Annotated in this window: 13 protein-coding genes; 4 read left to right on the forward strand and 9 right to left on the reverse strand. The window is 74.7% G+C overall.

Annotation, left to right across the window (positions count from 1 at the left end):
- Window positions 1-64: 64 nt before the first annotated feature.
- The 3 genes from E9529_RS12425 to E9529_RS12435 form a co-directional block, all read right to left on the reverse strand.
- Window positions 65-757 (reverse strand): DUF1028 domain-containing protein, encoded by a 693-nt coding sequence (locus E9529_RS12425; RefSeq protein WP_236831454.1) that lies wholly within the window; start codon window positions 755-757, stop codon window positions 65-67.
- Window positions 758-831: 74 nt separating this feature from the next.
- Entirely contained in the window at window positions 832-1,767 is a 936-nt protein-coding gene (locus E9529_RS12430) for an NADP-dependent oxidoreductase (RefSeq protein WP_236831455.1), read from the reverse strand.
- Window positions 1,768-2,009: 242 nt separating this feature from the next.
- Complete coding sequence (locus E9529_RS12435; RefSeq protein WP_236831456.1) at window positions 2,010-3,209, reverse strand: acyl-CoA dehydrogenase family protein; 1,200 nt, start codon at window positions 3,207-3,209, stop codon at window positions 2,010-2,012.
- Window positions 3,210-3,415: 206 nt separating this feature from the next.
- Between E9529_RS12435 and E9529_RS22750 the strand changes: the two genes are divergently transcribed.
- Window positions 3,416-3,769, forward strand: coding sequence for a DUF4190 domain-containing protein (locus tag E9529_RS22750; protein WP_236831457.1), 354 nt, complete (start codon window positions 3,416-3,418; stop codon window positions 3,767-3,769).
- Between the two features lie 72 nt (window positions 3,770-3,841).
- On the opposite strand, the gene E9529_RS12445 is transcribed toward E9529_RS22750, so the two are convergent.
- From E9529_RS12445 to E9529_RS12455, 3 genes are all read right to left on the reverse strand, one after another.
- Window positions 3,842-4,795, reverse strand: coding sequence for a CoA ester lyase (locus tag E9529_RS12445; RefSeq protein WP_236831458.1), 954 nt, complete (start codon window positions 4,793-4,795; stop codon window positions 3,842-3,844).
- A gap of 146 nt (window positions 4,796-4,941) precedes the next feature.
- Window positions 4,942-5,961 carry a DMT family transporter gene (locus E9529_RS12450; RefSeq protein ID WP_236831459.1) on the reverse strand — a complete coding sequence of 340 codons (1,020 nt, stop codon included), beginning with the start codon at window positions 5,959-5,961 and terminating at the stop codon, window positions 4,942-4,944.
- A complete protein-coding gene (locus E9529_RS12455) occupies window positions 5,865-6,737 on the reverse strand; it encodes a PhzF family phenazine biosynthesis protein (RefSeq protein WP_236831460.1) in 873 nt (290 codons plus the stop codon). Before E9529_RS12455 ends, E9529_RS12450 begins: the two co-directional genes overlap by 97 nt.
- A gap of 25 nt (window positions 6,738-6,762) precedes the next feature.
- On the opposite strand from E9529_RS12455, the gene E9529_RS12460 reads away from it, so the two are divergent.
- Both E9529_RS12460 and E9529_RS12465 read left to right on the forward strand, forming a co-directional pair.
- A complete protein-coding gene (locus tag E9529_RS12460) occupies window positions 6,763-8,001 on the forward strand; it encodes a magnesium transporter MgtE N-terminal domain-containing protein (RefSeq protein WP_236831461.1) in 1,239 nt (412 codons plus the stop codon).
- Window positions 7,994-8,530 carry a DUF1003 domain-containing protein gene (locus tag E9529_RS12465; protein WP_236831462.1) on the forward strand — a complete coding sequence of 179 codons (537 nt, stop codon included), beginning with the start codon at window positions 7,994-7,996 and terminating at the stop codon, window positions 8,528-8,530. The genes E9529_RS12460 and E9529_RS12465 overlap by 8 nt, the downstream gene beginning before the upstream one ends.
- Before the next feature lie 12 nt (window positions 8,531-8,542).
- On the opposite strand, the gene E9529_RS12470 is transcribed toward E9529_RS12465, so the two are convergent.
- From E9529_RS12470 to E9529_RS12480, 3 genes are read right to left on the reverse strand one after another with little or no spacing between them, the layout of a single operon-like run.
- Window positions 8,543-9,193 carry a DUF6518 family protein gene (locus tag E9529_RS12470; protein ID WP_236831463.1) on the reverse strand — a complete coding sequence of 217 codons (651 nt, stop codon included), beginning with the start codon at window positions 9,191-9,193 and terminating at the stop codon, window positions 8,543-8,545.
- 50 nt (window positions 9,194-9,243) lie between these two features.
- Window positions 9,244-9,555, reverse strand: coding sequence for an AzlD domain-containing protein (locus E9529_RS12475; RefSeq protein WP_236831464.1), 312 nt, complete (start codon window positions 9,553-9,555; stop codon window positions 9,244-9,246).
- A complete protein-coding gene (locus tag E9529_RS12480) occupies window positions 9,552-10,241 on the reverse strand; it encodes an AzlC family ABC transporter permease (protein ID WP_236831465.1) in 690 nt (229 codons plus the stop codon). The genes E9529_RS12475 and E9529_RS12480 overlap by 4 nt, the downstream gene beginning before the upstream one ends.
- 165 nt (window positions 10,242-10,406) lie before the next feature.
- On the opposite strand from E9529_RS12480, the gene E9529_RS12485 reads away from it, so the two are divergent.
- Entirely contained in the window at window positions 10,407-11,558 is a 1,152-nt protein-coding gene (locus E9529_RS12485; protein WP_236831466.1) for an Mrp/NBP35 family ATP-binding protein, read from the forward strand.
- Window positions 11,559-11,751: the final 193 nt, after the last annotated feature.

The following is an 11,751-nucleotide window of genomic DNA, read 5'->3' on the forward strand; positions in this document are numbered from 1 at the left end:
GGTAGGCGGACGCGCCGGTCCCGGGCCGTCGCGGCTGTGGACAACTCCGGGCGCGGGCGCCGGGTCAGTCGCCGGCGTCCTCCCCCAGCAGCTCACGGGTGGCCGCGCCCACCGGGTCCCGCCGGGTCGGCAGCCGCTGCACCTCGGGCAGGAAGTCGGTGCGGTACTCCTCGAACAGCTCGCGCAGGCGCAGGGCCGGGTCCTTCTCCGAGTCCACCCGGATGTCCCAGAGCGGGTAGGCCTCCGTGCCGAGCACCAGCACGTGCCCCGAGCGGGCACCATGGGTGTCGGCGCCGGTGGACTCGCCGGCCTCCACGGCGAGCACCAGCCGCTCGGCGAGCTCCCGGTCGCGGTGGGCGTGGAACGCCTCCAGCGCCGCCTCGAGCGTGTGCCGGCCGACCAGGCGGTTGCCCGAGACGACCACCGCGTCGTCCTCCAGGTGGCCCGACCAGCCCAGCGTGCGCTCGCCGGTCCACGCGGCGGTGCAGCCGTTGCGGTCGACGATCCCGCACTGGCGCACGTCGCGCCCGGGGTCGCGCCGCAGCACCTCCTCCAGCGCGGCCGGCGCCTCCAGCCCCTCGGCCATGAGCCGGAGCCCGTCGATGGCGAGGTAGGGGTTCATCGACGCCTGGGACGCAACGGCGCCGACGCCGGGCGACGCGTGCCCCACCAGCTTGCCGACCCCCATGAGCGCGGTCAGGGCGCCGACCCCGAACTCGCCGGTGTGCGGGCAGCGGGCCACGATCGAGAAGGTCATGCGGGTCTCCGTCCGTCGCTGGGCGTCCCGCCGCTCCTGCCCCTCCCGCCCGGCGCCCAACCGGCCGGCGGCGCTCAGAAGGTCAGCACGAGCCGGCCGCGCACCCCGCCGGCCTCGAGCAGCCGGTGGGCCTCGGCCGCCTGTTCGGCCGGGAAGATGCGCGCGACCCGGAGGGTCAGCGCCCCCTCCTCCACCTGCTGCCGGAGCCGGTCGAGGGCCGCGCGGTCGGTGGCGACCTTGCGGACCATCGTGGGGAAGAACCGCAACCCGCGCTCCCCGTTGCCGCGGTAGCCGCGCACCGTCGCGACCGCGCCCCCGTCGCGCACCGCCGGGAGCACCGCCGCGTCCTGCACCGACCCGTCGGCCAGCCCGTGCACGCCGTCGGGCACGTGCTCCCGGATGCGGGCGGCGACGTCGTCCCCGCGGCGGACCACGACGTCGGCGCCGAGGCCGCGCACCAGCTCCTCATCGGCCTCGGAGGCGTCCGCGACCACGGTGAGCCCGTCGGCCTTGGCCAGCTGGACGACGTAGCCGCCGTAGGCCCCGGCCGCCCCGGTCACCGCGAGCACCTCCCCCGGCCGCAGCCCCATGAGGTCGAGCGAGAAGCGGGCGGTGAGCCCGTTCATCGGCAGGGTCGACGCCTCCACCGCGGTGGCCCCGGCCGGCGCGCGGACGACGGAGTCACCGGCCAGCACCTTGTCCTCCCGGTAGGCCCCGAACGGGCCGAAGGGCACGACGATGCCCATCGCGAGGTCGCCGACGGCCAGGTGGTCCACGCCCTCGCCGAGCTCGGTGACGACGCCGGCGACGTCCATGCCCGGGACCCACGGCGGGTTCTTCACCGGGTCGCGCTCGGCGTAGGCCCCGCTGCGGGCGTGGGTGTCGGTGGGGCTGACCGCGGCCGCCTGGACCCGCAACCGCACCTGCCCCGGCCCGAGGGGCTCGGGTTCCACGTCGACGATGTGCAGGGCCTCGGGCCCGCCGAACTCGGTCACTCCCGCTGCGCGCATGCCCCTGCCTACACCCGGGCCCGTCACCCCCGCCTCGGCGGGTACCGCGCGGCCAGCGTCCCCGGCCCGGCGACATCGGGCACCAGCCGTGCACGTCGAGGCCACGAGGCCCACCGGGGCCTCGGTGTCCACCGACCTCTGCCTCTGAGTGCCCGTGCACTCAGAGGCAGAGGTCGTCCGGAGGCACCTCGGCCCCCGCCCGGTGGACCGGGACGGGGGCCGCGGTGCGTGCGGTCGCGGGCTCAGCCCTTGAGCTTGTAGGTCTTCAGCAGACCCCGGCTGATGATCGTCTTCTGGATCTCGCTGGTGCCCTCACCGATGAGCAGGAACGGCGCCTCGCGCATGAGGCGCTCGATCTCGTACTCCTTGGAGTAGCCGTAGCCGCCGTGGATGCGGAAGGACTGCGTGGTCACCTCGGCGCAGTACTCGCTGGCGATCAGCTTCGCCATGCCGGCCTCGACGTCGTTGCGCTTGCCGGCGTCCTTGAGGCGGGCGGCGTTGACCATCATCAGGTGGGCGGCCTCGACCTTGGTCGCCATCTCGGCCAGCTGGAAGGCGATCGCCTGGTGCTGGGCGATCGGCTTGCCGAAGGTCTCCCGCTGCTGGGCGTAGGCGACGGCGAGCTCGAAGGCGCGGATGGAGATGCCGCAGGCGCGCGCCGCGACGTTGACCCGGCCGACCTCGACGCCGTCCATCATCTGGGCGAAGCCCCGGCCGGGCTCGCCGCCGAGGATGTCGGAAGCCTCGGCGCGGTAACCGTCGAACACCAGCTCGGTGGTGTCGACGCCCTTGTAGCCCATCTTGTCGATCTTGCCGGGGATGGTGATCCCGGGCTTGACCTCGCCGAAGCCGGCCGGCTTCTCCACGAGGAAGGTGGTCAGGTTCTGGTGCGCCTTCTCCGCGCCCTCGTCGGTGCGCACGAGGGCCGCGACCAGGGTGGAGCTGCCGCCGTTGGTCAGCCACATCTTCTGGCCGTCGATGACGTAGCCGCCGTCGGCCTGCTTCACCGCCTTGGTGCGGATGCCGGCGACGTCGGAGCCCAGCCCCGGCTCGGACATCGAGAAGGCGCCGCGCACCTCGCCGGTGGCCATGCGGGGCAGGTAGTGCTCCTTCTGCTCCCGCGTGCCGTGCTGCTTGATCATGTACGCGACGATGAAGTGCGTGTTGATGACGCCGGAGACGCTCATCCACCCGCGGGCGATCTCCTCGACCACCAGGGCGTAGGTGAGCAGCGACTCGCCGAGACCGCCGTACTCCTCGGGGATCATGAGCCCGAAGATGCCGAGCTCCTTGAGGCCGTCGACGATCTCCTGCGGGTAGGCGTCAGCGTGCTCGAGCTCCTGCGCGTGCGGGATGATCTCCTTGTCGACGAAGTTCCTGACCGTCGACAGGATCTCCTGCTGGATGTCGGTCAGGTCGGCGGTCTGGGCCAGTCGCGTCACAGGTTCGCTCCTCGGGGGACCTCGGTGTCCGGGCTACCGGTGAGTATGGGCCACCGGGAGGGCACCTCCGGCGTGCGCTCGGTCACTCCCGCGCGCGGCCGGACGACGGACCGCGCCGCGGGCAACGTGCACGACGGAACGCGGCATGCCGGGCGAAGGTGCGGTGGTCGAACCGCTGGCGGACGACGCGGGCTAGCGTGCCGCGGGTGACCTCCCGCGACGAGTCGCCGTACGGCGGAACCACCCCCGGCTACGGCCCACCGCCCGGCTACGGGCAGCCCTACGGCCCGCCGCCTCCCGGGTACGGCCCGCCGCAGTGGGGCCGGCCGACCAACACCCTCGCGATCCTGTCCCTGGTCATGGCGTTCGTCTTCGCGCCGGCCGGGCTGGTGCTGGGCGTCGTTGCCCGCCGGCAGATCAGCCGGACCGGCGAGGACGGCGCCGGGCTCGCGCTGGCCGGGATCATCGTCGGCGGCGTGGTGACCGGCTTCTTCGTGCTGATCATCCTGCTCTGGATCGCCGCCTTCGCGACGCTCACCAGCACCGGCTTCGGCCCCTGAGCAAGGACCCCCTCGTACGCTGGGGCCGAGCCTCCGGACGGGGCCGACGTGGGCCCCGTCCGGAGGGAGAGCTCAGCCTTCCGGCGGGGTGAAGGACGACGTCCGCTGCAGGCCCGCCGCGCGGCCCTTGCCGGCGATGACCAGCGCCATCTTGCGGCTGGCCTCGTCGATCATCTCGTCGCCCAGCATCGCCGAGCCCTTCTTGCCACCGGCCTCCGACGTCGCCCAGTCGTAGGCGTCGAGGATCAGCTCGGCGTGGTCGTAGTCCTCCTGCGACGGCGCGTAGATCTCGTTCGCGGCGTCGATCTGGCCCGGGTGCAGCACCCACTTGCCGTCGAAGCCGAGCATCGCCGAGCGCTTGGCGACCTCCTCGAAGGCGGGCACGTCGCGCACCTGCAGGAAGGGGCCGTCGATCGCCTGGACGCCGCGGGCGCGGGCGGCCATGAGGATCTGCATGAGGATGTAGTGGAACGGGTCGCCCGGGTAGTCGGGGTGCAGGGCGCCGACCACCAGCGACTTCATGTTGATGCTGGCCATGAAGTCGGCCGGGCCGAAGATGATCGTCTCGATGCGGTCGCTGGCGAACGCGATGTCGTTGACGTTGATCAGGCCCTGCGCCGTCTCGATCTGCGCCTCGATGCCGATCCGGCCGACCTCGTAGCCGTTGGCCTTCTCGATCTGGGTCAGCAGCATGTCCAGCGCCTTGACCTGGGCGGCGTCCTGGACCTTCGGCAGCATGATGCAGTCGAGGTTGGCGCCGGCCCCGCCGACGACCTCCAGCACGTCCTGGAAGGTCCACTCCGTCGTCCAGTCGTTGACCCGGACGGTGCGGATCTTCTCGCCCCAGCCGCCCTCGTTCAGGGCCGCCACGATGTTCTTGCGGGCACCGGGCTTGGCCAGCGGCGCGCACGCGTCCTCCAGGTCGAGGAAGACCTGGTCGGCCGGCAGGCCCTTGGCCTTCTCCAGGAACCGGGGGTTGCTGCCCGGGACGGCGAGGTTGGAACGGCGGGATCGGAGCTCGGCCACGGTGCCTCCGCTGGTCGACGACGTTGGTGACCGGAGGGTAGCGACGCCGCTCCGCGGCCCCCGACCCCCATCGATGAGCGCCAGCCGGCCCCGTCGCAGGGGCCCGCCGAGAGCCTGCGAGTGGTGGGGGGCGACGGGGTCCTTCTTCAGGTGGCCGGCTCGACCAGGGTCGCCGGGCGGCCGGCCCGCACCACCAGCGCCACCCCGGCCACCACGAGCAGCACCCCGGGCAGGGCCAGCAACGGCGGCACCTGCTGCAGCAGGACGAGCGCGAACAGCAGCGCCCCGGGCACCTCGAGCAGGACGGCGAGGCTCACCACCGTGGGCCCCACCGAGGAGAGCACCAGGTTGAGCAGGGTGTGCCCGAACAGCTGCGCGGAGACGGTGATGCCGGCGATCAGCCACCAGTCCCGCGCCTCGAAGCCGGTGAGCGGCGCGTCGACGACCAGCGCCGCGACCGCGATCACCACCGCGCACACCGAGTAGCAGGTGATCGCGTAGGCCGACGTCGCCAACCGCTGCCGCGCCCGGGCCCCGGCCAGCACGTAGCCGCCCGCGCAGACCGCCCCGAGCAGGGCCAGCGCGTCACCGGCCAGCGCCTCGGCGCTCACGGTCACGTCCACCCCGACGATCAGCACGACCCCGGCGAACGCCAGCAGCAGGCCCCACCACACCGCGGACGGCAGCCGCACACCGGAGACGCGCGCGGCGAGCGCGGTCCAGATCGGCGTCGTCGTGACCAGCGCGACCGAGGCAGCCACCGTCGTCATCGACAGGCTGGGCAGCCAGGCGGCGAAGTGGGCGGCGAGGAACAGCCCCGCCACGACCGAGCTGCCCAGGTCCCGCCACCGCAGCCCGGTGAGCGTGGCGCGCTCCCGGGTGAGCAGGACGGGGACGAGCGCCGCCGCGCCCGCGGCGTTGCGCCAGAACGCCAGCGCCAGCATCGGCGCGGTGACCATCGCGGTCAGCGGGGCGGAGAGCGAGACGCCGACGACCGCGAGGAAGAGCAGGCCGAAGTCCCGGCTACCGGGCCGGTGCAGCGCCCAGGCGGTGGCCGCGGGTGCGGCGCTCAGCTGGGCACCCGGATCCGGCCGGAGGCGACCGGGACGACGGCGCCGCGCACGGTGGCCGCGACCGCGCTGCCACCCGCGGCGGTGACGGTGCACTCGAGCACCGAGGGCCGCCCCATCCGCTCGCCCTGCCGCACGGTGTAGCGGGACGCGCCCTCCCCGGCCAGCAGCCCGCTCTCGACCAGCCACACCCCGGTGCCCAGGGCCGCGGAGCCGGTGGCCGGGTCCTCGCCCCAGACCAGGTCGCGGGCGAACACCCGGGCGCGGGCGGTGGCGGTCGCGGCGTCCCAGGACACCACCGACACGCCCTCGCCCACCTCGAACCCGGCCAGCGCCCGCGGGTCGGGCACGGCGCGGTCGACGGCGTCAGGGCAGACCGAGAGGTAGGCGAACGGCAGGCCGCAACCGGCGACGTCCGACGGCACGCCGGTCAGGTCGGCGGCGTCCAGCCCCATCGCCTCGGCGAGCCGGCCGGGCGCCGGGCCGTCCTCCAGGGTGGGCGCACCCCCGGAGAGGGTGGCGCCGTCACCGTCCACCACGACGTCGAGGATCCCGGCGCCGCACTCCTGGCGGAGGGTCCCGGCCGGGAGCCGCCCGGTGCGCACCAGCGTGTGCGCGGCGCCGACGCTCGGGTGGCCGGCGAAGGGCAGCTCGGCGTACGGGGTGAAGATCCGCACCCGGTAGTCGGCGCCGGGCCCGGTGGGCGCGCAGAGGAAGGAGGTCTCCGACAGCGCGAACTCGTTCGCCAGCGCCTGGCACTGCCCGGTGGTCAGCTCGTCGGCGTCGAACACCACGGCCAGCGGGTTCCCGGCGAACGCCCGCGGGGCGAACACGTCGACGACCTCGTACTCCAGCTCGACCGGGGCAGCCACGGCCCCGACGGTAGCCTTTGCGATCGTGACGACGGCGACCAGGGCGTACGTCTCCCGGCTCGCCGGGCTGACCGTCTTCGACCCCAACGGCGACCGCGTCGGCAAGGTGCGCGACGTCGTCGTGGGCCTGCGGGTCGGGACGGCGTGCCCCCGGGTGCTGGGCCTGGTGGTGGAGGTGGTCGCCCGGCGGCGGATCTTCGTGCCGATGGGCCGGGTGACCGCGCTCGACCCGGGCGCGGTCCTGCTCGCCTCGGGCACCCTCAACCTCAAGCGGTTCGAGCAGCGCGCCGGGGAGACCCTCGTGCTCGGCGAGCTGCTCGACCGGCGTGTGACGATCAACGAGTCCGGCCGCCCGGCGACCGTCGTCGACGCCGGGATGGAGCAGACCCGCACCGGTGACTGGCTGCTCTCGCGGGTCGCCGTCCAGGAGCCCGGCCGGCTGGGCCGGCGCGGCCAGCTGCACCAGCTGGAGTGGGACGAGGTCACCGGGCTGGCGCTGCCGCAGACCGGGCAGGGCGCCGAGACGCTGATCGCCACCTACCGCGAGCTCAATGCCGCCGACATGGCGCACGCGTTGCAGGAGCTGCCGATCAAGCGCCGGCACGAGGTGGCCGAGGCGATGGACGACGTCCGGCTGGCCGACGTGCTGGGCGAGCTGCCCGAGGCCGAGCAGATCACCATCCTCGGCACCCTGGAGGAGAGCCGGGCCGCCGACGTCCTCGAGGAGATGGACCCCGACGACGCCGCGGACCTGCTCTCCGAGCTGCACGCCGTCGACCGGAACCGGCTGCTGGAGCTGATGGAGCCCGACGAGGCCGAGTCGGTGCGCCAGCTGCTCAAGTACTCCGAGGACACCGCCGGCGGGATGATGACCAGCGAGCCGGTGATCCTGGCACCGGACGCCACCATCGCCGAGGCGCTGGCCCGCGTCCGCGAGGAGGAGATCACCCCGGCCCTGGCCAGCCAGGTCTACGTCTGCCGGCCCCCGTCGGCCACGCCGACCGGCCGCTACCTGGGGCTCGCGCACATCCAGCGGCTGCTCCGCGAACCCCCCTCGACGCTGGTGAGCGGCGTGCTCGACGACCTCGAGCCGCTGCGGCCCGAGGCCCCGCTGGCCGAGGTCACGCACTACTTCGCCACCTACAACCTCGTCGCCGCGCCGGTCGTCGACGCGCAGGGCCGGCTGGTGGGGGCGGTGAGCGTGGACGACGTCCTGGACCACCTGCTCCCCGAGGACTGGCGGGAGCGTGCCCGCCGTGGCTGAGGGCCCCCGGCTCGACGTCCCCCGCAGCGGGGCCCGCCGGTTCGGCAGCTTCCTCCGGCTGAACCCCGACGCCGTCGGCCAGTTCGCCGAGAGCATCGCCCGGTTCCTGGGCACCGGCCGGTTCCTCGCCGTCCAGACGATCGTCGTGGCGGTGTGGATCGCCCTCAACGTCTTCGCCGTCCGGCTGCGCTGGGACCCCTACCCCTTCATCCTGCTCAACCTGGCCTTCTCGACCCAGGCCGCGTACGCCGCGCCGCTGATCCTGCTGGCGCAGAACCGGCAGGCCGACCGCGACCGCGTGCAGGCCGAGGAGGACCGGGCCCGGGCGGCGTCGACCCGCGCCGACACCGAGTACCTGGCCCGGGAGCTGGCAGCGGTGCGCGTCGCCGTCGGCGAGCTGGCCACCCGCGACTTCATCCGCAGCGAGCTCACCCGCCTCGCCAGCGACGACGGCGAGGATGCCGAGAAGCGCGAGAAGAAGCGGAAGAAGCGCGAGGAGGCCGAGGCGCGCGGCGGGGCCCCGGCCTAGCCGTCCCGCGGCTCAGCCGATCAGCCCGCCGAAGACGTGGGACAAGCGCAGGGCGAGCACCGTGGCCGGGGCCAGCAGGAGGAGCCCCCAGACCCGGGCCGACCGCGACCGGGGCAGCACGAGGACGAGCACCAGCGCCACCGCCGCATCGACGACGCCCTGCACCGGGTGGACCGGTGCAGGCGCGCCGTCGACGGGGTCGGTGACCGCCCACCACAGCGCGAGGAACTCGCCGCGGGCCAGCACGATGCCGGCGGCGAGCGCGAGCACCGCGCCCGGCAGCGGACCGCTGCGGCGGGTCGCCCACCACACCCCGGCCGAGGTGAGCGCCACGGCCGTGGCCGAGAGGCCGAGCCACACCGGCAGCAGCCGGTTCCAGCCGAAGTGCAGGACCCACGCCGCGTAGGCGTAGTACGCCAGCGTCATCGCCGCGAAGAAGACGGCGGCCCGGACGGCGGCGGGCAGCAGCGACGGCGCGGCCCGGCCGATGAGCGCGACGGCCAGCACCCAGGCGGCCGGGTAGGTGCCGAGGTCGGCGGCCCACCGCCACCCGGACTCGTCGGCCGCCTTCGCCGCGACCCCGGCCAGCACCCCGCCGAGAGCGGCGACGGCGAGGCGGAGGGGCTCCCGGGCGGTGCGCGGCGGCGCGAGGACGGCGTCCATCGGTGGGGATGGTGCCCGACGGCACCCACGGGGGCGCCGCGACGCGCGCGTCAGCCGGTGAGCAGGTGCACCCCGGCGCCGGCCGCCCCGGCGACCAGCAGCACGACGATGAACGGCGCCCGCAGCGCCAGGGCCAGCGCGGCGACGGCGAGCCCGGCCAGCCGGCCGTCGACGACGATCTCCGCGCCGCTGGTCAGCCCCTGCACGACGACGAGCGCCGCCAGCAGCGCCGCGGGCACGAAGTCGACGACGCGCGCCACCCACGGCTGCTCCACCCAGGACGCCGGCACCGACATCCCGGCCAGCTTGAGCAGGTAGCAGCCGACCGAGGCGACGAGCACCGCCGTCCAGGTGCCGCTCACGGCCCCACCGCGCGGCGCGGCCGACCGGCCAGGGCGACCGCCACCACGGCGGCGACCACCTGCACCCCGGGCGGGACGAACGGCGTCAGCGCCAGCGCGACCACCGCGCCGCCGAGCGCGACCCGCCGCTGCACCGCCGGCTCGGGGAAGGCCCGGCCCAGCCGCGGCCAGAGCAGCGCGAGGAAGGCCGCCGGCACGATCGCGTCCAGCGCCGCCCGGGCAGTGCCGCCCAGCGCGGCCGCACCGAGCGCGCCGACGACGGTCGTGGCATTCCAGGTCAGGTAGAGCGTCGCCCCGCCCACCAGGAACGCCAGCCCGGCCATCGCCCGGTCGGGGGCCGCCAGCGACAGCGCCGTCGTCTCGTCGATGACCCAGTGCGCCGTGCCGGCGCGGCGCAGCCGGCCCCGCGGCCGGAGCAGCGGCACCAGCCGCACGCCGTAGACGGTGTTGCGGGTGCCCAGCAGCAGCGCGCTGCCGACGGCGGCCAGCGGGCTGCCGCCGGCGCCGAGGACGCCGACGAGGGCGAACTGCGAGGCCCCCGTGAACATGACCGCGGAGAGGACGACGGCCTGCCAGACGTCGAGCCCGGCGGCGTCGGCCGCGGCCCCGAATGCCACCCCGTACAGGCCGACGGCGAGCCCGAGGCCGACCGCGTCCCGCAGGGTCTCGGCGCGGTCGGGCTGCACGCCGACGACCCTAGTTGCGCCCCCGGTGCGCGCCAGATCACCCTCCGCCGGCCCGACGGGTCCGCGTGCCGCCGTAGAGTGGCAGGCGACCGATCGCGCGGGTCGCCGCTCCGGCCGCGACCTCCGGCCGCCGGTCCCCCGCTCGTGAGGAGACAGACGAACACGATGTCCGACCAGCTGACCGGCACCCCGGCGCTCGACGCCGTCAACGCCGCTCTGGCCACCGTCCAGGACCCGGAGATCAACCGCCCGCTCACCGAGCTGGGCATGGTCAAGGACGTGCGGATCGGGCCCGACGGCTCGGTCGCCGTCGAGGTCTACCTGACCGTCGCCGGCTGCCCGATGCGGGAGACGATCACCAACCGGGTCACCTCCGCCGTCGGCGCCGTGCCGGGGGTGACCTCGGTGCAGGTCGCCCTCGACGTGATGAACGACGAGCAGCGGGCCGAGCTGCGGAAGACGGTGCGCGGCACCGACGCCGCCGACCCGGTGATCCCGTTCGCCCAGCCCGGCTCGCTGACCCGCGTCTACGCCGTCGCCTCCGGCAAGGGTGGCGTCGGCAAGTCCAGCGTCACGGTGAACCTCGCGGCCGCCCTGGCCAAGCGCGGGCTCTCGGTGGGTGTCGTGGACGCCGACATCTACGGCCACTCGGTGCCGCGCATGCTGGGCGTCGACGACAAGCCCACGCAGGTCGACAACATGATCATGCCGCCGCAGTCGATGGGCGTGAAGGTCATCTCGATCGGCATGTTCACCCCGGGCAACACCCCGGTCGTGTGGCGCGGGCCGATGCTGCACCGCGCGCTGCAGCAGTTCCTCGCCGACGTCTGGTGGGGCGACCTCGACGTGCTGCTGCTGGACCTGCCCCCGGGCACCGGCGACGTCGCGATCTCCATCGCCCAGCTGCTGCCGAACGCCGAGATCCTCGTCGTGACCACGCCGCAGCTGGCCGCGGCCGAGGTCGCCGAGCGCGCCGGTGCGATCGCCACCCAGACCCACCAGCAGGTCGTCGGCGTCATCGAGAACATGAGCTGGATGGAGCTGCCCGACGGCTCGCGTGTCGAGGTCTTCGGCTCCGGCGGCGGTCAGACCGTCTCCGACGCGCTCACCCGCACGCTCGGTGCGCGGGTACCGCTGCTCGGCCAGATCCCGCTGGACACCCGGCTGCGCGAGGCCGGCGACGCCGGTGCGCCGATCGTCCTGGCCGACCCCGAGACCCCGGCCGCGAAGGCGCTCGAGAAGATCGCCGACGGGCTCGCCGTCCGCCAGCGCGGGCTGCAGGGCATGTCCCTGGGGCTCACCCCCGTCCGCCGCTAGCAGCAGCCTCAGCACGCCCCGCGGGGCCGGTCCCACCCGGGACCGGCCCCGCGTCGCGTCCGGGGCGGTGCGGGATGCCGCGCCCCTCCCCCGCCGAGCCGGCCCGCTCCCTCGCGGCGTCGTCCTCCCCCACCGCGGAGCGTCCTCCCTCACCGTCTGCGCCGAGGGAGGACGCTCCGCGGTGGGGGAGGAC

It is taken from the genome of Blastococcus sp. KM273128, assembly GCF_021698975.1.
Lineage (GTDB): Bacteria > Actinomycetota > Actinomycetes > Mycobacteriales > Geodermatophilaceae > Blastococcus.

Coding starts and splice junctions, on each gene's coding strand:
- E9529_RS12425 (WP_236831454.1), bottom strand. CDS start 757: ATGACCTTCTCGATCGTGGCCCGCTGCCCGCACACCGGCGAGTTCGGG.
- E9529_RS12430 (WP_236831455.1), bottom strand. CDS start 1,767: ATGCGCGCAGCGGGAGTGACCGAGTTCGGCGGGCCCGAGGCCCTGCAC.
- E9529_RS12470 (WP_236831463.1), bottom strand. CDS start 9,193: ATGGACGCCGTCCTCGCGCCGCCGCGCACCGCCCGGGAGCCCCTCCGC.
- E9529_RS12485 (WP_236831466.1), top strand. CDS start 10,407: ATGTCCGACCAGCTGACCGGCACCCCGGCGCTCGACGCCGTCAACGCC.